Source organism: Bacillus silvicola, from assembly GCF_050524305.1.
Taxonomy (GTDB): domain Bacteria; phylum Bacillota; class Bacilli; order Bacillales; family Bacillaceae_G; genus Bacillus_A; species Bacillus_A cereus_AT.
The window spans coordinates 1,054,702-1,079,702 of sequence record NZ_JBNGVC010000012.1; the positions used below are offsets into that span (position 1 = coordinate 1,054,702).

Genomic DNA, 25,001 nt, shown 5'->3' on the forward strand with positions numbered 1-25,001 from the left:
CTACTCCCCATTTTCATAGAAAAACATCATTCTATTTACGAAAGCATCCTTTGCCGGCTCCTCATTCCCTGATACTTTTTCTACAGTCTCTTCTTTTGGCTTTTCATAACGATGGTAACTTTCATATTCTTCATTTATCCATAGTATAGCGAAATAAAACAAAATCGTACAACTCGTAAATAATAAAAATACTTTCATCCCATCAAAAGTTAATTTTAAAGCTCGGCGCATTGTAAATTCCTCCAAAATATAAGTTATTACAACATATGCCAAGCTTTCACCAATTTATACCTTATTCAAATAAAAAACCTCTTCCTAGTTAAATAGGAAAAGGTTATTTTTCATCCGTTTCATTTTCTTGACAACTTTTACAAATCCCATGGAATGTTAAACGATGATCTTTCACCTTAAAGCTCCAGTCTCGTTCTACTTTATTCTCCACTTCACCAAGTAAATCTTCTTGTATTTCTTGTACAGCACCGCATTGTGTACAGATTAAATGGTGGTGGAAACGCTGTGCACCTTCTTGGCGTAAGTCATAGCGTGAAACACCGTCTCCGAAGTTAATCTTATCGACAACTTTTAACTCAGACAATAACTCTAAAGTTCTATAGACGGTTGCTAATCCGATCTCTGGCGACTTTTCTTTTACAAGGAGGTATACATCTTCTGCGCTTAAATGATCTTCTTCATTCTCTAGCAGCACACGAACTGTTGCTTCACGTTGTGGTGTCAATTTATAGCTCGCTGCATGTAATTGCTTCTTAATTCGTTCAATTCTTTCTTCCATTCGGTACTACTCCCTCCTCGCCACTCTTACACCATTATATCAGAAGAAGGGCTTCTGTCAAAAGAAAAACAATAAAAACAAATTGATAATTATTCTCAAAAAGTATTTATTGTTTATTAATAGCTTCCACGACTTCTTTCATTAAAACTGGTGATGCATATGCTTCGATACTAGAAGCAATAGCTAACACCGCTCCAATCACTAGAAAAAAGCATGTATAGCGAATTAGTAACGGTAATAGTGGCTCGGTTATTTTCCGGATAAATTGGTGCCTAATCATTCTCAAAGAAAAGCTTGCAGCAATTGTTGTCATAACGAGAAATACAGGAATTATAATTAGATTTTGTGGTAATACAGATACAAATGCTAATAATAGTCCATTCCATCCGTGCTGACTTACTAAAAAACCTACTGTAAATCCAACAACTACTCCTTTCAAAAATAGTAAAATAAAAATGAGTGGTAACCCAATAATCGAAATCCCCAAAATCCAAATAAAGCCGATGTATTTTAATTGCGAAAAGTAACTTTCTCGAAACATTTCGCCCGCAATAGCAAATTCTCCTTTAGAAACTTGTCCAAAAAAACGCTGTAAATAAAATGATAAATCTTGCTTTTGGTTTATTTGTAAACTATTCACAAGAATCGCTCCAAATATTACTCCCATCAATAATAAAACAGCATTAAATATATATAATGAAGAGTTTTCCTGTATGTGAGACATTACACGGTCTTGCCAAGTTTTTCGCCACATTTTCCTTCCCTCCGTTCACACTCTTACTAAAAATGTATGAAAGAAAGAAAAAAAGTATGACGAATTAACATTGAAATTCCGCTCTACTTTGCTAAACTAAATAGTAGAGAATAGGAGGGATTTCTCTTGAAACCATTATTATTAGATTTTCCAACATTATTTCAAACTGAGCGCTTGCAAGTACGTAAGCCGTTTCCAGGTGACGGTACAGAAGTATATGAAGCAATCCAAGCTTCTCTAGAAGACTTATTACCGTGGATGCCAATTACAGCTGAAACAGAAGAGAGTGCGGAAGAACTTGTTCGCGAAGCTCACGGACAGTTTTTACTTCGTGAAACACTTGATTTTCACTTATACGATAAAGTATCTGGTACATTCATCGGAGCTATTACTCTTAAGCCTGAAAACTGGGACATTCCAAAGTTTTCACTTCACTTCTGGTTACATAGCGCCTATACAAAACAAGGCTATATGACAGAAGCTGTTAAAGGTGCGATTCAGTTCGCTTTTGATAAGCTAGGTGCTAGAAGAATTGAAATTCGTACTGATGCAACAAACGTGAACGCATGTAACTTAGCAGAACGTCTAGAATTTATTTTAGAAGGTACTATGGAAAATGATTTCCTAGCACCAGATGGTAGCTTACGCGATGCACGTGTATATGCAAAAATTAATTAAAAAACACTCGCCTAAGGCGAGTGTTTTATTTTTGTAATTGTAAATATTGCACAGCGAACATCGTCTTCGCATCATGAATGCGAAGATCTTTCATAAGATCAATCGCTTCTTCTAATGACACTTCCATTAACTCCACAAATTCATCTTCATCTAAAGCTGCTTTATTTTCTTTTTGTTTTAATCCTGTCGCCTTATATACATATAAAATCTCATCTGCAAAACCAGGTGATGTATAAAAAGATGTAATAAGCTCCATATTTTCACATACATATCCTGTTTCTTCTTCTAATTCACGAACTGCTGTTACTTCTGGCTTTTCTCCAGGTTCTAACTTCCCAGCAGGGATTTCCACAATTGCCTTTTCAAGAGCTTTACGATACTGCTCGACAAGTACAATTTTCCCTTCATCAGTAATAGCAATAATAGCAACTGCCCCAGGGTGATTTACGATTTCACGTTTACTCATTTCTCCATTTGGTAATACTACTTCATCAACACGAACTTTTATAACTCTACCATCAAAAATCGGTTCAGTTTTTACTGTTCTTTCTGCAAGACTACTCATACTACTTCATCTCCCTGTTCTATTTCCTAATCGTTCTTCATACATTTTACCACATTGAAAGGAGCGTGATAGAAATGAAAGTTTATATTTTACCAAATCGCGTCACTTTAGTCGGCAAAGCGTGGCAAATTCGTCATAAGCTAAAACAATATGGAAAAGAGTATACAACTGTGCAAGAGTGGATTACAGCAAACAAAAAGTAAACGTTTGTCAACCTCCTTTCCCTTTCGTACAATAAAGATAAGGAGGTTGACCTATGAAAAAACGTCAATTAGGAAACTCAGATTTATATGTTACGGAAATTGGATTTGGCTGTATGTCTCTCGGTACATCTGAGGCTGAAGCTATGCGTATTATCGATGAGGCTATCGATTTAGGAATTAACTTTTTTGATACAGCGGATTTATACGATTATGGATTAAACGAAGAATTTGTTGGAAAATCCTTAAAAGGGAAACGAGACCAAATTGTTCTTACAACGAAGGTTGGAAATCGATGGACAGAAGAAAAAAACGGCTGGTCTTGGGATCCTTCTAAGGATTACATAAAGGCTGAAGTGAAAGAAAGTTTACGTAGACTTCAAACTGATTATATTGATCTTTATCAACTTCACGGCGGGACGATTGAAGATCCTATAGATGAAACAATTGAAGCCTTTGAAGAATTAAAAAAAGAAGGTATCATTCGCCATTACGGTATTTCTTCTATACGTCCAAATGTCATCCGTGAGTATGCCAAACGTTCAAATATCGTTAGTGTACTAATGGAATACAGCCTTTTAAATCGTCGCCCTGAAGAATGGTTCCCACTTCTAAATGAACATCAAATTAGCATTATTGCTCGTGGACCACTTGCAAAAGGAATTTTAACTAACAATAATGCAAGAAAGATAGAAAGAGTAAAAGAAAAAGATTACCTTTCTTATTCTTACGATGAATTATATACGACACTCGCGAGTGTAAAAGAAATAATCGGAGAAAGCTCTTTAACAGGAACAGCTATTCAATATTGCTTACATAACGAAACTGTTGCAGCTGTTATACCTGGTGCAAGCTCTATTCAACAATTGCAAGAAAATATACAAGCTAGTAAACAAACAGAATTAACAAAAGAAGAATATATACTGCTTCAGCAAATTGCTAAATGTGATACCTATACTTTACATCGTTAAAAAGACGCTACCAGATGGTAGCGTCTTTTTATAGCGTATCATATTTATCAGGATTCGTTCCTACATGTAAATTACGATTTAACGTATTAATTTGATCCATCTCTTCTTCAGTTAATGAAAAATCAAAAATAGTAAAGTTCTCTTTAATACGAGATGGCGTAACAGATTTAGGAATAGTCACAATCCCACTTTGAATATCCCACCTTAATATAACTTGTGCAGGTGTCTTTTCATATTTTTTAGCAATATCTTGAATAATTGGATGCTGGAATACTTCGCCGCCCCTCATTAAAGGACTCCAAGCTTCCATTTGAATTTGCTCACCTTGACAGAAATCACGCAATTCAAATTGTGCTAACATTGGATGAAGTTCCACTTGGTTTACCATCGGCTTCACTTTGCAATTTGGTAATAACAGTTCTAAATGATGTTTATGAAAATTAGAAACACCAATGGCACGCACTTTACCTTCTTCATATAGCTTTTCTAGAGCACGGTACGTATCAACATACTTCCCTCTTATCGGCCAATGGATTAAATATAAATCTACATAATCCATTTGTAATTTCTTTAAACTTTTTTCAAACGCCTCAAGAGTCTCCTCATACCCTTGATCGTCGTTCCAAACTTTTGTTGTAATAAACAAGTCTTCTCGCGGGATTCCAGATTCACGAACTGCTTCTCCGACACCGCTTTCATTTTCATATACAGTTGCTGTATCAATCGAACGATATCCAACTTCTAACGCTGTTTTTACTGCTTGTTTAACTTCGTCGCCTTCTTTCGCTTTATAAACGCCTAGACCAATCATCGGCATTTTCACACCATTATGAAGTGTAGTTGTTGGAATATGCACAGTCTTTCTCCCTTTCATTGTTACATTTTTATAAACCATAACTTTATTTCAACAAGATTCATCCAAAAAGTCAAAACATATGTACAGTTTACATAATAATTTTATACCCCTTTAGAAAGTAACATGAACTCAGTCGTTCACGTTACTTTCTATCCATTCTTTCGCTTTTTCATCAACATTACGTACAAACTCATTTTTTCCTTCTGTATACAACGTGCCATCATATGTATATTTTTCAGCTAGTTCTTTCTTTAAAGTCGCATACGCCTCTGCTTCTTCACAATGAACCATCATATAATCACGAAATGCTAAATGCCTTGTAATCTCAGGATTTCCTTTTTCAAACACGTGTAAGTGATACGAGCGTTTTTCCTCGGTTCCATGAATAAAAAAACGACGTCCTGAAATACCATTTTCCCCTTTTACGATGTATCCAAGCTCTTTAAAACGTTCATTCCAATGATCTACTTTGGTGATACTTTCTACTTCCATAATCATATCTATAATTGGTTTAGCTGCCAGTCCTGGCACTGACGTACTTCCAATATGATGGATTTTCACCGTTTCTGGCATTGCCAATTTTAATCTTTCGGCCTCCATTTGAAATTTCTCACTCCAATGATTTTCATACGGAACGACTACAATTTTCCTCATTCTAACTCCCCTTTTCTTACAAACTCGTCAAAAAAATGATCAGTGGCATCTCACTGATCATTTTTTATTATTTAAAGTCTTTCCAAGTAAGGTTACTTTCACTTAACAGTTCTTCAAATGATTTATTCTTTTCACGTTCTTTTTGTTCTTTACGTTTTCTTTCTTGCTCTGCTACCTCTTTTTTCTCTTCTCTCACTTGCAACTCTTTTTTCTTATTCTTTAATTGTTGCATTAACGAATCGTTCAATTGATCACCTAGTGTAAGCGATTCTTTCTCTGGTTGATTCATTTGAGAGTGTCTTTGCATTTGTCTTTGCATTTGTCTTTGCTTCTTTTTCTTCATACTACTCACCTTTTACTTTTTTCTCCATTATAGAGGATACACAGTGAAATCGACAATAAAAAAGGTGTATTACTCCCCGATTCTCTATTATTCTTTTTTTGTAAATATGTTAATTTTTCGAAAAAACTAAATTTTATTGTAGATATAATCCTAGTAATCTATTAAAATTATGTCGTATGATGTCAGATTATAAAAAAAGGAGAAATTAATTATGTGGAAAAAAATTATTCCTGCTGTCGCTATTTTAAGCACCATGACTTTTTCAAGCGTGTTCGCCGCTCCTCCATCTCAGACTCCTGCTGAACAAAACCGATACATAGACGTACAAATGCTTGGTATTAATGATTTCCATGGACAACTAGACACTGTAAAAAAAATTAACAATAAAGAAGCTGGCGGCGCTGATTATTTAGCTACTTATTTAAAAGAACGTAAAAAACAAAACCCTAATACACTTCTCGTACATGCCGGTGATATTGTCGGCGCCAGCCCACCAGTTTCCGCATTATTACAAGACGAACCAACAATTGAATTTTTAAATGACTTAAAGTTTGATGTTGGTACAATCGGAAACCATGAATTCGATGAAGGTATCGATGAAATGAAACGCCTCATTTACGGTGGTTACCATGAAAAAACAGGGAATTTCAAAGGAGCAAACTTCCCTTATGTCGCTGCAAACTTCTATAACAAATCAACTGGCCGCTTATTTTTACCACCATTTACTGTAAAAATGGTTGACGGAGTTCCTGTAGGATTCATTGGAGTTGTTACAACGGATACGCCAAATGTCGTTATGCCTACTATGCTTAAAAATGTAGAAATCACTGACGAAGTAGAGGCTATTAATAAATCAGCGCAACAATTAAAGCGTCTCGGCGTTAAATCTATCGTAGTCCTTGCGCATGTCGGCGGAACAACTGATGAGTCTGGTGTAACAAATGGAGACCTCACTCGAATTGCAAATGAAACAGATCCAGAAGTTGATGTTATTTTTGGTGGACATAGTCATACGTATGTAAATGGTACAGTTAATAATAAACTTATCGTCCAAGCGAACTCTTACGGAACGGCTTTCTCAGATGTAGATGTAACAATTGATCGTAAAACAAAAGATATTGTTAAGAAAAAAGCTGAAGTTATTACAACATATCATGAAGGTGTAGAGCCTGATAAACAAGTAAAACAAAAGCTAGACCAATATAAAGAAAAAATCGCACCGCTTGTAAATGAAGTTGTCGGAAAATCTACAGCAGCTATCGACCGTAAACAAAACGATGCTGGTGAGTCTACTCTTGGAAATGTAATTGCCGATGCACAGCGACAAACAATGCAAGCGCAAATCGCTCTTATGAATCCTGGCGGCATTCGTAATGACTTAGACGCTGGAGATATTACATGGGGCGAATTATACGGTATTCAGCCTTTCGGGAATCAATTAATTAAAGTAGATTTAACAGGTCAAGATATTCGCGAGATTTTAAATCAACAATGGCAAAAAGGTGCAACGAGAATGCTCCAAATCTCAGGTATTCAATATACTTGGGATGCAAATAAACCGAATGGTGAAAAGGTTACTAATATCCGTTTAACAAATGGTGAAGAATTAGTTTCCACGAAAACGTATAGCGTAGTTGCAAATGCTTTCCTAGCTTCGGGTGGTGATGGATTCGTATCATTTAAAAATGGAAAAAATGCTGAAACGGGGCCAAACGACTTTGAAGCGTTAGTCGATTATGTAAAACAATTGAAAGAGCCAATTCAGCCAATTATTGATGGACGGATTCAAAAATTAAATTAAATATTTTTCAAATAACTGTATGTGCTGTAAATGGGAAATGTCGTTCCCTATAAAAGGAGCACTTTTCATTACAAATTATACGCACATACCCTTTAACTTTTTCGTAATATACATGAACCTGAAAAAGGATACTCGTTCTTACTTTGAACATAGTATCCTTTTCTTCATTTATCTAAATGTGATACCTCATTAAAATCATATCGTTGCAAAAATTCCTGTAGTGCCTCTTCTACAATTTTAGACTTTTGAATCCCTTTAACTTCGGATATAACATCTAATCTCGCTAATATTTCCGTATTAATAGAAAAGGTTCGTTTCTTTTTCTCTGAAATTCCACTTATAATCGGCACGCTTACTTCTTCTCTTTTTCTTAACAATTCATAAATACTTTGCAATTGTTCATAAATTAGTAATTGATAATCCGTTTTTGCATATTGAAGGGCGGCAGTAGCTTCTTGGAGTTGCAAATGACGCGGTTCTTCTCCATCGCCTATAAAGACACGCTTTTTCTGCTCCCCATCATATTCATATCCAATCACCCTTAATTTTTTGGATAAAGTATAAGGGCTCATTTCAAGACGTTTCGCTATAATAGCGATTGATTCGCGTCTATTTAAAGAATCAATAATTTCTCCAATCGTCACATTCTCCCTCCTCCCTTAATTACCTAAACTTGAAATCACACCAGTATGTTATGATACAATGATTTTCTAGTAGTATATGCAACAGAAAGAGCCTGTGCGATTCATACCATTTAAGAAAAGGAGGTTTACATATGCTTTTTCGTAGCTATACACCTCAGTTTTATAACGAAAAGAAGCAATTAATCCCTAACAGTATCGCTACGATAGAAAGCGTTATGATTAATGACCGGAAACAATCTCTCCTTATACGCGGGCAAAACGTGGAACAGCCTATTTTATTATGCTGTCACGGCGGGCCTGGTATGGCACAAATTGGCTTTATTCGTCATTTTCAAAAAGAGTTAGAAAAGCACTTTATCGTTATTAATTGGGATCAACGCGGGGCTGGTAAATCCTTTTTATGGCGAGATATCCAAACAAATTTTACGATTAATCAATTTGTTTCAGATGCAAAAGAAGTCATTCAATATCTTCTTAAAAAGTTCAATAAGAAAAAATTAATTCTTGCCGGTCATTCATGGGGAAGTATTATCGGACTAAAAGTCGCTAGTCAATGCCCTGAATATATAGAAGCATACATCGGCATCGGTCAAATCGTACACATGAAGCAAAACGAAGAATTACTATATCAACATTTAATTAGCTCTGCAAAAAAACATGACCATAAAAAAGCATTAGCTTCTCTTTTAAAATTAGGGAAACCGCCCTTTTTAGATACACGACGTCTCATCATTCAAAGAAAGTGGCTTGGCACATTCGGTGGAGCAATCCAAAACGGATCTTCCTTTTCTTTCATACGAAAAGGTTTCTTTTCTCCTGAATATACGCTATTAGATTGGTTCAAATTTCTCGCAGGAAATTTAAAGTCAGGAGTTTTATGGGAAGAGATGCTAACAATCGATTTCTTTTCGTCTATTTCAAGTTTATCTGTTCCGGTTTATTTTTGTTCTGGTCGCTATGATTATCAAACTCCTTACGCACTCGTTCAACAATATTGCGATATTATTCACGCTCCGATAAAAAAAATGATTTGGTTTCCAAACTCGGCACACTCTCCAGATTTAGAAGAGCCTGAACTATTCGCTCAATCTTTACAATCAATTAAACAAGAGCTATCTTTTCAACATGCATAACGACAGGCTCTTTTACATTTCATAAAAAACATTTTATAATAATATGTCGCAAGTATATGTCACTGCAAACATTTGCTTGCCTTAACAGAATAAAAATTAGGGAGATTACATTTATTATGAACGCTGTACTCATCGCAGTAGCAGTCATGCTAGCGCTTAGTTTATTACGTGTCCAAGTCATTGTCGCCATTATCGTTGGAGCTTTAACGGGCGGACTTATCGGTGGACTCGGTATTTCAGAAACAATTAGTACTTTTACAGCCGGTCTTGGGAACAGTGCTCCTATCGCATTAAGCTACGCAATGCTCGGTGGATTTGCTATTTCACTTTCAAAAACAGGACTTCCTGATGCAATGATCCAATCAGCTTTAAAATGGATCGGCAACGAACAAGACACGAAAAAACAAGTCTATTCTAAAATACTCATATTATTTATCATTTTAACAATGGCTTGTTTCTCACAAAATATTATCCCTGTTCATATCGCCTTCATCCCGATCTTAATTCCAGCACTTTTAAAAGTATTAAATGAGCTGAAGGTGGATCGTAGGCTTGTAACATGTCTTATTACATTTGGATTAATTACCCCTTACATGTGGGTCCCAGCAGGATTCGGAAAAATTTATCATGACGTATTGCAAACAAATGCTGCGCAAAGCGGGCTTACATTTGATGTCGCTCTTATTCCAAAAGCAATGACTATTCCAGCAATCGGTATGATTATCGGATTATGTGTAGCGGTTTTCATTACATACCGAAAACCACGTACGTATGAAACGGAACAAGTTCATGCTACACAGAATGAAATCGTTCCCTATACAAAAAGAAGCATTACTTTTGGTTTATTATCAATAATCGCTACATTAACTGTTCAATTAGCAACCGAATCAATGATTTTCGGTGCTTTAGCAGGTATTATCGTCTTATCAGTTAGCGGTAGCCTCCCTCTTAAAGAAGCCGATGCTATTTTAACGAGCGGAATGCGTATGATGTCCTTTATCGGATTTGTTATGATTTCTGCCGCTGGATTTGGCGCTGTTCTTCGAAAAACTGGACATGTTGAATCTCTTGTGCAAACGAGTGCACATATAATCGGAAATAATAAACCGCTTGCTGCATTTCTTATGCTCATTATTGGACTTCTCGTTACGATGGGAATTGGTTCTTCCTTTTCAACCATCCCAATCTTAACAACAATTTTCGTACCATTATGCGTCCAGCTTGGATTTAGTCCAATGGCAACAATCGCAATTATCGGTACAGCTGGTGCACTAGGTGATGCAGGTTCTCCAGCATCTGATAGTACACTTGGACCAACGTCCGGTTTAAATGCTGATGGTCAGCACCACCATATATGGGATACGTGTGTTCCCACTTTTCTTCACTATAATATACCGTTACTTATATTCGGCTTTATTGCCGCAATTACACTATAAAAGGTGCGTTTTATAAACGCACCTTTTACTTTGTCGTTTCTCTCTCAATACATCTAAATTCTGTTTCCAATTCTTCCTGTCCCACTTGTTTCTTCTTTATTTTTCCTATTAACTGCTGAAATGCTATCTCCCCATTTTCTTCGATATAACTTCCAATCGTCGTTAATGATGGGCTTATCCATTCACCCTCTGCACTTCCGTTAAATCCAATGATTTGCAACTTATCTGGTATATGAATATTAAGCGTTTTCGCCGCCCTGATTAGCTCAATAGCGATCTTATCACTTGAAGCTACAACCCCATCTATGTATGGATGTTTTTGTAACAATTCAAGAAACTGTTGATTCGTATACCCTTGTACAATTTCCTCTCGATAAGAAAGTCCTTCTTTCCAAGCAGTATCTAAAAACCCTGCCACATGCTCTTCCATTTCTTCACTTTCTACTCCCTCGCCAATATAAGCAAGAAACTGGCAGCCTTTCTCTTTTAATAAAGAAACAGCTTTCTGCCCACTTTCATAATAACTAGTCAGAGATTGTCGTTCTTCAAGCACAGCGAAAGGCAGTGAGATTTCTCCTATACTTTGAAAAACAGATTTCGTCATTATAACGCCTGCAATGTTATTTTGCACCAACATATCTATGTATCTATTCTTATTTTCTATATTACAAACTACTACTTGATACCCTTCTTTATATGCTATTTCCTCAACGAAACGGAGCAAGGTGATGTATGATGGATTATGCAAATTATCTACCAGTAATGCAATCATCGTTGAAGGTTGCTTAAATAAAGGCTTTGCTGTAGCATTCGGTCTATATTGTAACTCTTCAATTGCTTGCTTTACTTGTTTTACCGTATCTTCATGGACATATCCTTTTTCATTAATAACTCTTGAAACGGTTGCAACTGAAACACCGGCCAATTTTGCAACATCACGTATAGTTGCCACATCGTCACCCCTTAATATGGTAATAGATTACAATTTTAAACTAAACCAAAATATAACATTCGTCAAGAATATTGTTTTATATTTCTGAAAGTTGTTACATAACTTTCACTTTACTTACAAAGTATACTCCAACTGAATTTCATGTGAAATTGCAATATTATCATAACCAATAAACGGAATTTCTTTCTTTATTTTTCGCGCCTCCTTTACGGCATCCATGTATAAGTTCGTCATTATAAAATTACGTTTTTGGTAAAATCGGAGTGCGTTCATATTATCATTCGTCGTAATGAGCCACACTTTTTCACACTCATTTTCCCTTGCCATTTGCAATACACAATCCACCAGTTTTGTTCCAATCCCATTTCCTTCCTCAAAACTATCTAACGATACAATTTCACACATGTTTTTTAGCACTTCACACGTTATAATTCCCACTATTCTGTCATTTTTAAGTGCGATAAAACCAGGTAATTGTTCTAATTGATGCGCTCTTCCTCGCGAGACCATCATTGAACTCCCCCAGTTTTCGCACATAAACCTCCGAATTGTTTCTTTCATTTCTGGTGTGATTTTTTGTATATGAACCATAGACGATTTCTCCCCTTTTTATATCATTGTGATACAATGTAAGTGTATCATATGTAGAGGTATTTGGAGGATGAGGTAAAGTATGAAACGTTTTTTTACAGCATTGTTTACTATACTAGGTGCACTAACTGCGATCGGGATTTTCTTTACAAATAAAGTTATGTACTTGAAGAAAAAAACAGAGGAAGAAGTTTTAGAACGCGAAACGAGAAAACATTTTCATTTGGACGATTTTAACGCGATTCAAAAAGAGGAGGTTCACATCCCTTCTCAATTCGGATATGAACTTCATGGATATTACATGCCAGCTGGTCATTCTAATAAATTTATGATTTTTTGCCACGGTGTGACTGTAAATAAAATGAACTCTGTTAAATATGCAAACTTATTTTTAAGCAGAGGATATAACGTATTTATTTATGATCATCGCCGTCATGGTAAAACTGGTGGTAAAACGACAAGCTACGGCTATTATGAGAAACATGATCTAAAGTCAGTAGTTGACTGGCTAAAAGATCGTTTTGGAACGAATATTACACTCGGAATTCATGGGGAATCTATGGGTGCTGCAACTCTTCTTCAATATGCGGGACTTGTAGAAGATGGTGCCGATTTTTATATTGCTGATTGTCCTTTCTCTGATTTTTATGGACAGTTACAACATCGTTTAAAGGTTGAATTTCATTTGCCAAAATGGCCTTTATTACCTTTAGCAAATGCCTTTTTAAAAGTTCGTGACGGCTATACAATTCGTGAAGTTTCACCAATTGATTGTATAAAAAACATTAATAATCCTGTTCTTTTTATACACAGCAAAGATGATGACTATATTTTATCTGATATGACGAAATCACTTTATGAAGCGAAAGAAAATAATAAGCAACTTTATATTGCAGAACATGGTGCACACGCTTGCTCTTATAATGAAAATAAAGAAGAGTACGAAGCTGCCATCGATCAATTTTTAAACACCTATGTAAAAGAAACAAAAAACAGGCTTGCATAAGCCTGTTTTTTTACTGCGCTAAAACGTCTGTAACTTGTTCCATATTTTCAGAAATCCACTTTATTGCCTCATCTAGCGTCGGAAATTCCGTCGTTTGAAAGGTCACCTCATCTTGCAGTAACCAAACATCTTTCGGTTCTTGTCCTACACCTGCGATTGACCAATGAAGTAAACTATATGGATGATTATCATTCAAAAATGATGCCCACGTGCGCTCATTTGCAATATTTTGTAGTGTTCGTAATTTTTTATCCATCTTTCGTCACCTTACTCTAGTCAGTTATAAAAACTATTATAACACTCTCTTCTCTCTCAAACAAAGTGCTCTTTTTGTCCCGCTATTTGCGGGCAGTAAGACTCCCACCTCAAAATTCGGCTTAGGCAAAGAAGTAAGGGGGGAGATTAACTGCCCGTAAACGCCCGATTGGTGCGGGCTGATAATCAGTGGGGGATGCCCCCCACTGATTAAAGTTTCACTTTATATTGTCAAGTACTCTCCCTGATTATATGATGGGATTAAGCGTTTGGGAAGGAGGGATAAGGTTGGCAAAAGTACAAATTAAAATAAATGATAATGGCTCTTTTCGCGTTACAGGGGACGTGGAATTAGTTGACTCACAAGGGAATCTATTCCCAGCAAAACCAGCATTTTCTTTATGTCGTTGTGGTTTATCGAAAAACATGCCTTATTGCGATGCTTCGCATAAAGGCAAATTCGAGTCTGTTGTTAGAGCACCAGAAGCAGAATAGTTTTGTACGTAACATGCACATTTTTTTGTGCATGTTTTTTCTTTTTAGCAACTCCGTTATATCCCTTCTCCTTACAACATTTCTCATACTTTTTTCCCCATTCCAGCCTACATATATTTTCACACAATTCTTCACATTCGAATATTTTTTTCTAGCCTTTTATTTTTTTTGTGCTATAATTTGAGCAAACAACATCCTTCGGGGTCGGGTGAAATTCCCAACCGGCGGTGATGAAGTGCAAACTTCTAAGTCCGTGACCCGTTTTCAACTCGAAAACGGTGGATCTAGTGAAACTCTAGGGCCGACAGTATAGTCTGGATGGGAGAAGGATATGTTTTCTAGTAATTTTATATAGCGAATACACTTTTATTTCAGTATGCATATTTTTAAAGTTTCATTTTGAACCTTTATATATGTTTTATTTTGTATACTTATGTTTCTATACTGAAATAAAAAGATACGACTAGCGTTGAAAGAATTTGATATTTTGCTAGGTTTTTTTCCTTATGCCAAAATATCAGTCATCGTTAGGTTTCTTTCCTATACTTTCGTATTCGAACTATATTTCTAGAAATCACGTCTCCCAAACCCCAAGGATTTTATATCCTTGGGGTTTTTTGATTTTTTCAGGAGAGGTGAAGAGAATGACAGATCAAGAATATATGAGGATTGCCTTGCAGTTAGCACAAGGTACAACCGGCCAAACAAGTCCCAATCCTATGGTTGGTGCTGTTGTTGTAAAAGATGGAAACATCATAGGAATGGGGGCTCACTTGCGCGCTGGTGAAGAACATGCTGAAGTTCATGCACTTCATATGGCTGGTGAAAAAGCAAAAGGTGCTACCGTTTATGTAACACTTGAACCGTGTAGCCATTTTGGAAAAACACCACCTTGCTGTGAATTACTCATTGAAAAAGGAGTCCAGCGGGTTGTAATTGCTACCCTTGATTGCAATCCACTCGTTTCTGGTAATGGAAAAAGGAGATTAGAAGAAGCAGGAATCGAGGTAACTACTGGTGTCCTTGAGGCGGAAGCAACTTTATTAAATCGATACTTTTTTCACTATATGAAAACGAAACGTCCCTTTGTAACAATAAAAACAGCAATGAGCTTAGATGGAAAAACAGCTACTGTAACTGGTGAAAGCCAGTGGATTACAAGTGAAGAAGCACGTGCTGATGTTCACCAATATCGTCATATGCATGATGCTATCTTAGTCGGTGTGAATACAGTTTTAACTGATAATCCACATTTAACAACAAGAATTCTAAACGGAGGTAAACATCCTATACGTGTTATTTTAGATACCCACTTACGAACGCCGCCATCTTCTCATGTCATAACAGATGGCTTAGCTCCGACATGGATTATTGTCGGTAAGGATGTAAATAAAGAGAAAATAGCGTCTTATGAATCTAACAATATAGTTGTATACCAAATGAAAACACAGCAAATTAAAATACAAGATGTCCTATCCCTACTCGGTGAGAAACAAATTCTTTCTCTGTTCGTTGAAGGTGGTCAAACGGTGCATGCAAACTTCTTAAAAACAAATAGTTTTAATGAAATTGTGACCTATATTAGCCCGAAATTAATTGGTGGAAAAGATGCACCCACCTTATTTGGCGGAGCTGGTTTTTCGAAGTTACAAGATGCACTTTCCTTAACAATTCAAGAGATGAAACAAATTGGTAATGATATAAAAATTGTTGCAACCTTAAAAAGCGAGGTGACAGAATGTTTACAGGAATCGTAGAAGAGTTAGGAACGATATCAAGCATGACTCAAAGTGGTGAAGCAATGAAGCTAACTATTAACGCAAATCAAATTTTATCAGATATCAAATTAGGTGATAGTATCGCAGTTAACGGCATTTGCTTAACAGTAACTACTTTTACGACTACTTCATTCACTGTTGATGCAATGCCTGAAACAATGAAAGCAACATCACTTCGTATGCTAAAGCCAAGTGCCAAAGTGAATTTAGAACGGGCAATGGCTGCAAACGGACGATTCGGTGGACATTTCGTCACCGGACATATCGATGGCATCGGTACGATTTTAACTAAAAAACAACATTACAATGCCATCTATTACAAAATAGCAATTTCTGATGAATTACTACGCTATTGTTTGCATAAAGGATCCGTTGCTATTGATGGCACTAGTTTAACAATATTTGATATAGACGAATCTTCAATTACAATTTCACTCATCCCCCACACAGTAAGCGAGTCTATAATCGGAGAAAAAAAAGCCGGGGACATCGTAAACATTGAGTGTGACATGATTGGAAAATATATTGAACGCTTTATTTCAAAGCCCACAAAAAGAACAGATTCAATGACCGAAAGCTTTTTACAAGAAAACGGATTTCTATAAGGGGGAAGCACAATGTTTCATCGTATTGAAGAAGCTCTAGAAGATTTAAAACAAGGAAAAGTCGTTATCGTATGTGATGATGAAAACCGAGAAAATGAAGGCGATTTTATTGCTTTAGCAGAGTACATTACACCAGAAACGATTAATTTTATGATTACACACGGTCGTGGTCTCGTTTGCGTACCGATTACGGAGAAATACGCAGAACGTCTACAGTTAGAACCAATGGTTTCTCATAATACAGATTCACATCATACTGCTTTTACAGTAAGCATCGATCACGTTTCTACAACAACAGGCATTAGTGCTCATGAGCGTGCTACGACAATACAGGAATTATTGAATCCCGCATCTAAAGGAACTGATTTTAACCGCCCTGGACATATCTTTCCATTAATTGCGAAAGAAGGTGGCGTCCTTCGCCGCGCAGGTCATACAGAAGCCGCTGTTGATTTAGCAAAACTTTGCGGAGCTGAGCCAGCTGGCGTCATTTGCGAGATTATAAATGAAGATGGGACGATGGCACGTGTACCTGATTTACTAGAGTGTGCAAAACAATTTGATATAAAAATGATTACAATTGAAGATTTAATTGCTTATCGCCGCCATCACGAAACACTTGTGACGAGGGAAGTGGAAATTACATTACCTACAGATTTCGGTACTTTTCATGCAATTGGCTATTCTAACTCATTAGATATGAAAGAACATATCGCGCTCGTAAAAGGTGATATTTCAACAGGCGAACCTGTACTTGTACGCGTTCATTCAGAATGCTTAACAGGAGATGTATTTGGTTCGTGCCGCTGTGATTGCGGACCACAGCTACATGCTGCACTTGCTCAAATTGAGCGTGAAGGAAAAGGCGTTCTTCTCTATATGAGACAAGAAGGACGAGGCATTGGCCTTCTTAATAAGCTTCGCGCTTATAAGTTACAAGAAGAAGGGTTAGATACTGTAGAAGCAAATGAAAAACTTGGGTTCCCAGCTGATCTTCGTGATTACGGTATTGGCGCTCAAATTTTAAAAGATTTAGGCTTACAAAGTTTACGATTATTAACGAATAATCCACGAAAAATTGCTGGCTTACAAGGTTACGATTTAGAAGTAACCGAGCGTGTACCGTTGCAAATGCCAACAAAAGCAGAAAATAAAACGTATTTGCAAACGAAAGTAAGCAAATTAGGACATTTACTAAACTTATAATTAAGGGAGAGATAAATTATGGTATTCGAAGGTCATTTAGTTGGTACTGGATTAAAAGTTGGGGTTGTTGTTGGACGTTTTAATGAATTTATTACAAGCAAGTTACTTGGTGGTGCTTTAGATGGATTAAAGCGTCACGGTGTAGAAGAAAATGATATTGATGTTGCATGGGTTCCTGGTGCATTCGAAATTCCTTTAATCGCTAAAAAGATGGCTAATAGCGGAAAGTATGATGCTGTTATTACATTAGGTACAGTAATTCGCGGTGCTACAACACATTACGATTACGTTTGTAATGAAGTAGCAAAAGGTGTTGCCTCTTTATCACTACAAACGGACATTCCAGTTATTTTCGGTGTATTAACGACAGAAACAATTGAACAAGCGATTGAACGTGCAGGTACAAAAGCTGGTAATAAAGGATATGAATCGGCAGTTGCTGCAATTGAAATGGCTCACTTGTCCAAACAATGGGCATAATAAAAAGAGGCTACGGCCTCTTTTTATTTCTTTACCTTTTTTCGTACATCTTTTATTAATTCATCCATCGATTTTCCTTCTGTTTTTATACGAAGAGCTTGTGCCGTTCTCCACACATTTTCTCTCTTTTTCGCTTCTTCTATAATAGAAATTTCCTTCCTCACTTCTTTTAAATCTTTTCCTTCTGTTTCAAGACCAAAATGTTCAGCTTTCGTTCGAAAATGTTGTTCAATTCTTTGTTGCATTTCTTTTTGTTCAGGATTTTCAGCCGCCTTAACTGGATCAGCACTTATCGCTTTTATTAAAATCAGACAAGTCATAATGGCTAATATGTATTTGTACATGTAAAATCCTCCGCCCCGATATAAATTACATTTTTACTATGTACAATTGGGGCTTGGAAAATTCGTCCACAAAAATTATTTTTTTCGCTCAAAAGCCACTACTATCAAGCCTCAATGGCCTTTTATTACATTTTATTTACAAAAAAAGCAAACCCTTTAAAGAGTTTGCCTTTCATCTATGTTATAGCGCACATTCTTCAATCTCAAAACCTAAGTCTTCAATCATACCCCAGTCCGCAGTCGGTTCTTGTCCAGCTGTTGTTAAGTAATCCCCTACGAAAATAGAGTTTGCCGCAAATAAACCGAGTGGCTGTACAGAACGTAAATTAAGTTCTCGGCCACCTGAAATACGAATTTCTTTTGTTGGGTTTACAAAACGCATCATTGCCAGCACTTTTAAACATTCTACAGGCGTTAATTCTTTTTGTCCTTCAAGTGGCGTACCCTTTACAGCGACAAGGAAATTACATGGAATAGAATCCGCATCTAAGCGTTGTAATTCAAATGCAATTTCAGCGCGCTGTTCAATCGTTTCTCCCATTCCGAAAATCGCCCCTGAGCATGGAGAAATGCCAGCTTGCTTCGCTTTTTGGACTGTATCAACACGATCGTCATACGTATGCGTTGAACAAATGCTATCGTAATTATTTTCATGCGTATTTAAATTGTGGTTATAACGATGCACACCAGCATCTGCTAAACGCCCTGCTTGATCTTCATTTAAAAACCCTAAACAACAGCAAATTTTCAACTCTGTTGTTTCACGAATTTCCTTAACTGCTCCAATAACGTGATTTACTTCTTTATCTGTCGGACGACGACCAGATGCAACAATACAATATGTACCTGCTTTACGACGAATTGCTTCGTGTGCTCCTTCAACAATTTTCTCTTGTGTTAACCATGCATATTTATCAATCGGTGCTTCTGAAATAATAGACTGTGAACAATAACCGCAATCTTCAGGACATAATCCAGATTTCGTATTTATAATCATGTTCAACTTTACTTTCTTACCAAAATGATGATGGCGAATGATGTAAGCTGCATTCATAATTTCTAAAACTTCTGTATCATCAGCTTCTAATATTGCAATTGCATCTTCTTTCGTAATCATTTTTTCTTCTACTACGTCGTATGCAAGTTTTTTCCAATCCCTTTTTGTTTGTACTTGTTTCATTTCATCTCTTCCCCTCTTTTGTTATATACGTAAATAAAGCATGATACGTTGCCATTATCCCTTCTTTTCCCGTGAAGTCTCTTTCGTATATACGAAGCATCGTACGAAAGAGTGATGGTTTTTGACAGTAAGACTCTTCATTACTATTGGTTGCCCCTACTTTTCGAATAGAATGTAGAAACTCCCTAACTTCTGTAAAGCTTTCTATGTAACACGTTTCAGAAACATGTACGTTTCCTAATGGATTTTTGCATATATTCACTAACTGTTCTTTCGAAACGAATCGTTGTCCAATTGAAGTACAATTGTGTATCCCCTTTTCTTTCTTAGCGCGTTGAAAAGATGTATGCAATTCTTGGAAAGTCGTATTACCAAACGTTGAAAATAATAATATGCCTTCTTCAGGCAAATAGTTAAATAAATTTTTCACTGTCGTTTTTAAATCATTAAGCCATTGAAATGTAGCATTTGAAATAATGACATCATATGAATCTTCTAATTTTAATTGTTCAATATCTTCACATCGGAACATCACATTTTCCACATTATTTCTAGTTTTCGCGACTGCAATCATCTCATCGGCAAAATCCACAGCTGTAATATGCGCTTTCGGAAATAAATTTGATAATTGCTCTGTTACATATCCTGTCCCGCATCCAAGTTCTAAAATACGTATCGATGATGTTTCACTGTATCGCCCCTTCAATATAGAAAGTAACGAATGCGCCATCTTTTTTTGTACATTTGCATATTGATCGTAGGATACAGCCGCCCCATTAAACCGTTTTTGCAGTAACGTTTTGTTGATCATGTCGTATCCCCTCTACAAATTGAATAATTTCGTTTGCGCAATATTCAAAATTCGTCACGCATAAAGCATGCCCAGCCTCGCTTACTACCTTTAACGTAGCATTCGTATTCTCTGTCATACTATGAGCTGCGGATAATGGACATATCACATCCTGTTCTCCATGAAGAAGTAATAAAGGGACTTTGACACTTGTTAATTCGTTTCTCATATCTGTTTCTATTAAATAATCTAAGCCTAATTGTAAAGACTGAATCGAGTCTCCTTTAAACTTCAGCGCAATCTCTTCAAAACTCGTATTCTCCCTCAGCTCACTTTTTGTAAACATGTTTTCATAGAAACGCTTTAAAGTATCTTCTTTCTTTCTCGTTAAATTCTTTTTCATACGTTCTACATGCAAGGAATTCCATCCATTTGTATAGTCACTTGTATTGGTAAATTTAGCGGTACCACCAATTAGTACCATACCTTGGGCCTTAATCTTTTTATAAGCTTGTACTGCTGCTAACGCTCCTAGTGACCATCCAACTAAAATTACATTCTCATCCTCTGCTACATCTATTATTCGCCCCGCAAATTCACTTTGTTCTTTCACGTTACGCCAATCTATGCATTGAACAGAATATCCTTTAAAATACGGCAGAACTAAAGTCCAAACACCTTCTTCCATTCCCCATCCTGGAATAAAAATAAGCTTTAGCTCTTTCATACTAAAAACCCCTCTTCTTTACCAATGCGTATAATATGCTGAATAGCCCATTTCAAATCGGCTATTGTATTTTGTGACGTAACTGCAAAACGGACTCGAGAACTACCAACCGGAACAGTCGGCGGACGAATTGCAATGGCTGCGATACCTACCTCTTGTAATCTTTCACTAAACCGTAAAGTATTTTCATTTGACCCAACTACAATCGGTACAATATGAGTTGAGCTACTCCCAATATCAAAACCAGCTTCTTGTAAATGCGTCCTGAAATATGCACCATTCTCTATAAGTCGCTCTCTTCTTTCGTTATCTTCTTTCACAATTTCAATTGCTTTTCGTATCGCCCCTAATGTTCCTGGTGGTAAAGCTGTAGTAAAAATAAAGCTTCTCATCATATTTTGTAAATACTCTATATAAATTGCATCGCCTGTCAAATACGCACCATAACACCCTAAAGCCTTACTAAACGTCCCCATATGTATATCAATTTTCCGAGTAATATCCTTTTCTATATGAGCTAATCCAGCCCCGCCAATACCATATATTCCACTTGCATGTGCTTCATCAACTATAATGATTGCCCCGTATTTCTCTTTAAGCTGAACTAAGCCTCTCAAATATGCAATATCTCCATCCATACTAAAAATCGTATCTGTTACGATTAATTTTCTCTTTTCTGGTGACGCTATTTGCAACATCTTTTCTAAATGATCCAAATCATTATGACGATATCTTTTATGCTCTGCTCCGCTTAATATAATCCCATCAACGATACTTGCATGATTTAATTTGTCACTAAAAACAATATCGCGGCGACCAACTAACGAAGAAATCGCTCCAACATTCGCGGTATATCCACTATTTACAATTAAGGCTTTTTCAGTGCCTTTCCAATCGCATATACTTCTCTCAACCTCTTCATACAGTGGATAATTTCCTACAACGAGACGGGATGCTGTCGCTCCAGTTCCATATTTTCTTGTACAGGCAATAGCAGCTTCTTTCAGCCTTTCATCTCCAGCTAATCCTAAATAATTATTCGATGCTAAATTTAGCATCTTTTTCTTATTTCGAATAAGCCATGTCTCTTCGGATCGCTCTGTTACATGTAAATTACGATACTGCCCTTGCTCCTTTAATTGTTCTACTTTAGATTGAAGATGCGCGCGCCACATTTGATCCATTTTGGATGAGCTCCTCTAATTTTGAAATCATAATATGCTCTTTTGCCGATTCTAATAATTCTTCCTTTGTAAACTCTCCTTCAAGGAATGGTAATAACCCTAAAACTGGCACTCCACTTAACTCCTCAATCATTATTTTATTTTCTTGCACTCTTTCTTTTTCATATTCTTTACATCCAGATAAAATTACACCTGCTACTTTTAATCCATGTGCTTTTGCATAAGAAATTGTTAAAATAGTATGATTAACTGTCCCAAGCGTAGGACGCGCTACTACAATAAGAGGAAGCTGTAATTCTTTTGCAAAATCAATCACTAAAGCATCTTCTGTATATGGGACGGCAAGCCCACCAGCCCCTTCTACAAATAGGCTATTAAACTCTTTTAATAGTTCATTATAGTGGTCAGTAATTTTTTTTAACGTTACTGTCCTTCCAGCTCTTTTCATAGCAAGTCTCGGAGCAAGTGGTTCTTCAATGGAATAAGGACAAATTTTATCTTCTTTTGTCGGTACACCCGATAACGCTTTTAATCTTGCTGCATCACCCTCAGGATTTGATGCAACATGTCCACTTTGCAACGGTTTATATACACCAACATTATGTCCACGCTCTCGAAATATACCTGCTAATGCTCCTGTCACTACCGTTTTGCCAACTTCTGTATCCGTTGCTGTTATAAAGAAACCACTCATTACTCTCCCTCCGTAACATCCGAGATTGCTTTATATAAAATGCGTAACATCTCATCAATCTCAGCCACCGTAGATGCAAGAGGAGGCATAAATACAATGGTGTTACCAAGCGGACGTAAAATCATCCCTAACTCTCTTGAGCGTTTACACACTTGAACACCGACTCTTTCTGTCCATTCAAACGATTCTTTCATTTCCTTATTCTTCACAAGTTCAATACCAACCATTAGCCCACACTGACGAATATCTCCTACGTGCTTATATTCATTAAGGGCTTCTAATTGTGCTGCTACATATTCTGCTTTATGCGCAACATCTTCTATTAAATTAGTTTTTTCATATAGTTCTAAATTTGCAATTGCTACGGCACACCCTAACGGATTCCCTGTATAACTATGACCATGGAAAAATGTTTTTTGTTCTTCATAGTCCCCTAAAAAGGCATTATAAATTTCATCTGTCGTTACCGTAATTGCCACCGGTAAATAACCACCTGTTAAACCTTTTCCCGCAGTTAAAATATCTGGCGTCACACCCTCGTGCTCACATGCAAACATTTTTCCGGTACGCCCAAATCCAGTCGCTACCTCATCTGTAATAAATAATACATTGTATTTTGTACATAAATCGCGAAGCCCTTTTAAGTATCCTTTTGGCATTGTAATCATCCCGCCAGCACCTTGCATTAATGGCTCCACAATAATAGCTGCTACTTCTTCATGTTTTTCTTGCAGCAATTCTTCCATTTCTTCTAAATGTTTCTTTACAATTTGTTCCTTATTATCTCCATAAGGAGAACGATATGTATATGGATACGGCATTTTAATTGCCTCAAATAATAGTGAACTATACACTTGGTGAAACAAGTCTATTGCTCCTACTGAAACAGCTCCTATCGTATCACCGTGATATGCTTCTTTTAATGTAACAAATCTTTGTTTTTTCGGTTTTCCTTTATGCTGCCAATATTGAAAAGCCATCTTAATTGCAATTTCAACAGCGGTAGAACCAGAGTCTGAATAGAATACTTTCTTCAAGCCTTCTGGTACAACATCAATTATTTTTTCTGCTAATAAAATAGATGGAACGTTAGCAAGTCCTAACATAGTAGAATGGGCAATTTTATTTAATTGCTCACGAATTGCCTCATCTAGTTCCGGTACTTGATGTCCATGAACATTTAACCAAATAGACGAAACACCGTCCCAATATTCATTTCCAATTACATCGTATAGCTTTCTTCCCTCTCCACGTTCAATAATGACAGGATCTTCTTCTAAATAATCTTTCATTTGTGTAAATGGGTGCCATACGTAATCTTTATTCTTCTTCGATAATTCTTCATATGTATAAGACGATTTTTCACTCGTGTTACTATTAACAGCCACAATTGTCACCCCTAATGTTAACTTGTTTATAAATACAGTTAACATTAAAAATAAATGACTGTCAATTATTTTTAAATCAAATAGTTCTTAAAAAAGAACAACTTATCATACGATAAGTTGTTCTACTTTCCATGTTGTATCTTTCCAATTTCTAAAATGATCTCTTCATCTTTTTTTCCTTCTGTATCAATTCCAAGTTGCTTAGCATGCTCAATTAACAAATTATGGCGCTGCTCAAATCTAGCGGTATCTACTTCTTTCGTAACCTCTTCTTTTGTTTTCCCATCAGTAGAAACTCCTAGTTTCGCAGCTGCTTTTTCCATCGATTTTTTCTCTTCAGTTTCTTTCACTTTCTTCACTTCTGACTGCTGTATTTGCTTTTGTTTCGACTGCTCTGATTCAGCTGCAAAAGCTGTGTAAATTCCAGCACTTCCGCCAACGACTAGTAAGGTGGTAAAAAGAATTATTTTTTTCTTCACTCTTTCCTCCCCTTTCAAATTC

31 protein-coding genes and 1 riboswitch are annotated in these 25,001 nt (G+C 36.5%); of the genes, 12 read left to right on the forward strand and 19 right to left on the reverse strand.

The annotated features are described in order from the left end of the window. From ACP6L7_RS17330 to spoIIM, 3 genes are all read right to left on the reverse strand, one after another. On the reverse strand, positions 1–231 hold the full coding sequence (locus ACP6L7_RS17330) for a YqzK family protein (RefSeq protein ID WP_001250436.1): 231 nt from the start codon (positions 229–231) through the stop codon (positions 1–3). A gap of 103 nt (positions 232–334) precedes the next feature. After that, positions 335–790, reverse strand: coding sequence for a ferric iron uptake transcriptional regulator (gene fur, locus ACP6L7_RS17335; protein ID WP_097830794.1), 456 nt, complete (start codon positions 788–790; stop codon positions 335–337). A 106-nt stretch (positions 791–896) separates the two neighbouring features. After that, positions 897–1,544 carry a stage II sporulation protein M gene (gene spoIIM, locus ACP6L7_RS17340; protein WP_097830793.1) on the reverse strand — a complete coding sequence of 216 codons (648 nt, stop codon included), beginning with the start codon at positions 1,542–1,544 and terminating at the stop codon, positions 897–899. Positions 1,545–1,670: 126 nt separating this feature from the next. Here spoIIM and ACP6L7_RS17345 point away from each other — a divergent pair, with 126 nt between their 5' ends. Beyond that, positions 1,671–2,222 carry a GNAT family N-acetyltransferase gene (locus ACP6L7_RS17345; RefSeq protein WP_097830792.1) on the forward strand — a complete coding sequence of 184 codons (552 nt, stop codon included), beginning with the start codon at positions 1,671–1,673 and terminating at the stop codon, positions 2,220–2,222. 25 nt (positions 2,223–2,247) lie between these two features. On the opposite strand, the gene ACP6L7_RS17350 is transcribed toward ACP6L7_RS17345, so the two are convergent. Beyond that, the gene (locus ACP6L7_RS17350) at positions 2,248–2,787 is read right to left on the reverse strand and encodes an NUDIX hydrolase (protein ID WP_097830791.1); all 540 of its coding nucleotides are present in this window, start codon (positions 2,785–2,787) and stop codon (positions 2,248–2,250) included. A gap of 74 nt (positions 2,788–2,861) precedes the next feature. Here ACP6L7_RS17350 and mciZ point away from each other — a divergent pair, with 74 nt between their 5' ends. Both mciZ and ACP6L7_RS17360 read left to right on the forward strand, forming a co-directional pair. Next, complete coding sequence (gene mciZ / locus ACP6L7_RS17355) at positions 2,862–2,990, forward strand: Z-ring formation inhibitor MciZ (protein ID WP_000870295.1); 129 nt, start codon at positions 2,862–2,864, stop codon at positions 2,988–2,990. Between the two features lie 53 nt (positions 2,991–3,043). Next, positions 3,044–3,958 carry an aldo/keto reductase gene (locus ACP6L7_RS17360; protein ID WP_097830790.1) on the forward strand — a complete coding sequence of 305 codons (915 nt, stop codon included), beginning with the start codon at positions 3,044–3,046 and terminating at the stop codon, positions 3,956–3,958. A gap of 28 nt (positions 3,959–3,986) precedes the next feature. On the opposite strand, the gene ACP6L7_RS17365 is transcribed toward ACP6L7_RS17360, so the two are convergent. The 3 genes from ACP6L7_RS17365 to ACP6L7_RS17375 form a co-directional block, all read right to left on the reverse strand. Continuing rightward, entirely contained in the window at positions 3,987–4,814 is an 828-nt protein-coding gene (locus ACP6L7_RS17365) for an aldo/keto reductase (RefSeq protein WP_000548008.1), read from the reverse strand. A 129-nt stretch (positions 4,815–4,943) separates the two neighbouring features. Next, on the reverse strand, positions 4,944–5,468 hold the full coding sequence (locus ACP6L7_RS17370) for a GrpB family protein (RefSeq protein WP_097830789.1): 525 nt from the start codon (positions 5,466–5,468) through the stop codon (positions 4,944–4,946). 67 nt (positions 5,469–5,535) lie between these two features. Then, on the reverse strand, positions 5,536–5,811 hold the full coding sequence (locus ACP6L7_RS17375; protein ID WP_430529347.1) for a YqkE family protein: 276 nt from the start codon (positions 5,809–5,811) through the stop codon (positions 5,536–5,538). A 211-nt stretch (positions 5,812–6,022) separates the two neighbouring features. On the opposite strand from ACP6L7_RS17375, the gene ACP6L7_RS17380 reads away from it, so the two are divergent. Then, on the forward strand, positions 6,023–7,612 hold the full coding sequence (locus tag ACP6L7_RS17380; protein ID WP_071746979.1) for a bifunctional metallophosphatase/5'-nucleotidase: 1,590 nt from the start codon (positions 6,023–6,025) through the stop codon (positions 7,610–7,612). 164 nt (positions 7,613–7,776) lie between these two features. On the opposite strand, the gene ACP6L7_RS17385 is transcribed toward ACP6L7_RS17380, so the two are convergent. Further along, positions 7,777–8,256 (reverse strand): ribbon-helix-helix domain-containing protein, encoded by a 480-nt coding sequence (locus tag ACP6L7_RS17385; RefSeq protein WP_097830788.1) that lies wholly within the window; start codon positions 8,254–8,256, stop codon positions 7,777–7,779. A 131-nt stretch (positions 8,257–8,387) separates the two neighbouring features. On the opposite strand from ACP6L7_RS17385, the gene ACP6L7_RS17390 reads away from it, so the two are divergent. Then, on the forward strand, positions 8,388–9,389 hold the full coding sequence (locus ACP6L7_RS17390) for an alpha/beta fold hydrolase (protein WP_097830787.1): 1,002 nt from the start codon (positions 8,388–8,390) through the stop codon (positions 9,387–9,389). 116 nt (positions 9,390–9,505) lie between these two features. Continuing rightward, positions 9,506–10,825 (forward strand): Na+/H+ antiporter family protein, encoded by a 1,320-nt coding sequence (locus tag ACP6L7_RS17395; protein ID WP_097830786.1) that lies wholly within the window; start codon positions 9,506–9,508, stop codon positions 10,823–10,825. A 25-nt stretch (positions 10,826–10,850) separates the two neighbouring features. On the opposite strand, the gene ACP6L7_RS17400 is transcribed toward ACP6L7_RS17395, so the two are convergent. Together ACP6L7_RS17400 and ACP6L7_RS17405 are read right to left on the reverse strand one after the other, a co-directional pair. After that, positions 10,851–11,777 (reverse strand): LacI family DNA-binding transcriptional regulator, encoded by a 927-nt coding sequence (locus ACP6L7_RS17400; protein ID WP_097830785.1) that lies wholly within the window; start codon positions 11,775–11,777, stop codon positions 10,851–10,853. A 114-nt stretch (positions 11,778–11,891) separates the two neighbouring features. Next, positions 11,892–12,368, reverse strand: coding sequence for a GNAT family N-acetyltransferase (locus ACP6L7_RS17405; protein ID WP_097830784.1), 477 nt, complete (start codon positions 12,366–12,368; stop codon positions 11,892–11,894). 82 nt (positions 12,369–12,450) lie between these two features. On the opposite strand from ACP6L7_RS17405, the gene ACP6L7_RS17410 reads away from it, so the two are divergent. After that, positions 12,451–13,374 (forward strand): alpha/beta hydrolase, encoded by a 924-nt coding sequence (locus tag ACP6L7_RS17410; protein ID WP_071746985.1) that lies wholly within the window; start codon positions 12,451–12,453, stop codon positions 13,372–13,374. Between the two features lie 10 nt (positions 13,375–13,384). Here the strand turns inward: ACP6L7_RS17410 and ACP6L7_RS17415 are convergent, their stop codons facing one another. After that, positions 13,385–13,630, reverse strand: coding sequence for a YqkC family protein (locus ACP6L7_RS17415; protein ID WP_000358701.1), 246 nt, complete (start codon positions 13,628–13,630; stop codon positions 13,385–13,387). A gap of 287 nt (positions 13,631–13,917) precedes the next feature. Here ACP6L7_RS17415 and ACP6L7_RS17420 point away from each other — a divergent pair, with 287 nt between their 5' ends. The 5 genes from ACP6L7_RS17420 (at position 13,918) to ribH (ending at position 18,193) form a co-directional block, all read left to right on the forward strand. Beyond that, positions 13,918–14,124 carry a CDGSH iron-sulfur domain-containing protein gene (locus ACP6L7_RS17420; protein WP_097830783.1) on the forward strand — a complete coding sequence of 69 codons (207 nt, stop codon included), beginning with the start codon at positions 13,918–13,920 and terminating at the stop codon, positions 14,122–14,124. A 190-nt stretch (positions 14,125–14,314) separates the two neighbouring features. Further along, positions 14,315–14,458: riboswitch (FMN riboswitch) on the forward strand. Between the two features lie 310 nt (positions 14,459–14,768). Then, positions 14,769–15,881 carry a bifunctional diaminohydroxyphosphoribosylaminopyrimidine deaminase/5-amino-6-(5-phosphoribosylamino)uracil reductase RibD gene (gene ribD, locus ACP6L7_RS17425; protein ID WP_097830782.1) on the forward strand — a complete coding sequence of 371 codons (1,113 nt, stop codon included), beginning with the start codon at positions 14,769–14,771 and terminating at the stop codon, positions 15,879–15,881. Further along, positions 15,863–16,507 carry a riboflavin synthase gene (gene ribE, locus ACP6L7_RS17430; protein WP_097830781.1) on the forward strand — a complete coding sequence of 215 codons (645 nt, stop codon included), beginning with the start codon at positions 15,863–15,865 and terminating at the stop codon, positions 16,505–16,507. The genes ribD and ribE overlap by 19 nt, the downstream gene beginning before the upstream one ends. Before the next feature lie 12 nt (positions 16,508–16,519). After that, positions 16,520–17,713 carry a bifunctional 3,4-dihydroxy-2-butanone 4-phosphate synthase/GTP cyclohydrolase II gene (gene ribBA / locus ACP6L7_RS17435; RefSeq protein WP_097830780.1) on the forward strand — a complete coding sequence of 398 codons (1,194 nt, stop codon included), beginning with the start codon at positions 16,520–16,522 and terminating at the stop codon, positions 17,711–17,713. An 18-nt stretch (positions 17,714–17,731) separates the two neighbouring features. Beyond that, entirely contained in the window at positions 17,732–18,193 is a 462-nt protein-coding gene (ribH, locus tag ACP6L7_RS17440) for a 6,7-dimethyl-8-ribityllumazine synthase (RefSeq protein WP_000230892.1), read from the forward strand. Positions 18,194–18,216: 23 nt separating this feature from the next. Here the strand turns inward: ribH and ACP6L7_RS17445 are convergent, their stop codons facing one another. From ACP6L7_RS17445 to ACP6L7_RS17480, 8 genes are all read right to left on the reverse strand, one after another. Further along, entirely contained in the window at positions 18,217–18,537 is a 321-nt protein-coding gene (locus ACP6L7_RS17445; protein WP_000280031.1) for a hypothetical protein, read from the reverse strand. Positions 18,538–18,718: 181 nt separating this feature from the next. Then, positions 18,719–19,717 carry a biotin synthase gene (gene bioB / locus ACP6L7_RS17450; RefSeq protein WP_097830779.1) on the reverse strand — a complete coding sequence of 333 codons (999 nt, stop codon included), beginning with the start codon at positions 19,715–19,717 and terminating at the stop codon, positions 18,719–18,721. 1 nt (position 19,718) lies between these two features. Beyond that, positions 19,719–20,528, reverse strand: coding sequence for a malonyl-ACP O-methyltransferase BioC (bioC, locus tag ACP6L7_RS17455; RefSeq protein ID WP_097830778.1), 810 nt, complete (start codon positions 20,526–20,528; stop codon positions 19,719–19,721). Further along, the gene (locus tag ACP6L7_RS17460) at positions 20,494–21,234 is read right to left on the reverse strand and encodes an alpha/beta fold hydrolase (protein ID WP_097830777.1); all 741 of its coding nucleotides are present in this window, start codon (positions 21,232–21,234) and stop codon (positions 20,494–20,496) included. Before ACP6L7_RS17460 ends, bioC begins: the two co-directional genes overlap by 35 nt. Next, entirely contained in the window at positions 21,231–22,418 is a 1,188-nt protein-coding gene (gene bioF / locus ACP6L7_RS17465; RefSeq protein WP_097830776.1) for an 8-amino-7-oxononanoate synthase, read from the reverse strand. Before bioF ends, ACP6L7_RS17460 begins: the two co-directional genes overlap by 4 nt. Further along, complete coding sequence (bioD, locus tag ACP6L7_RS17470; protein ID WP_097830775.1) at positions 22,384–23,112, reverse strand: dethiobiotin synthase; 729 nt, start codon at positions 23,110–23,112, stop codon at positions 22,384–22,386. The genes bioF and bioD overlap by 35 nt, the downstream gene beginning before the upstream one ends. Beyond that, positions 23,112–24,545 (reverse strand): adenosylmethionine--8-amino-7-oxononanoate transaminase, encoded by a 1,434-nt coding sequence (gene bioA / locus ACP6L7_RS17475; protein WP_141533242.1) that lies wholly within the window; start codon positions 24,543–24,545, stop codon positions 23,112–23,114. The genes bioD and bioA overlap by 1 nt, the downstream gene beginning before the upstream one ends. 77 nt (positions 24,546–24,622) lie before the next feature. Continuing rightward, positions 24,623–24,979, reverse strand: coding sequence for a hypothetical protein (locus ACP6L7_RS17480; protein ID WP_128853492.1), 357 nt, complete (start codon positions 24,977–24,979; stop codon positions 24,623–24,625). Positions 24,980–25,001: the final 22 nt, after the last annotated feature.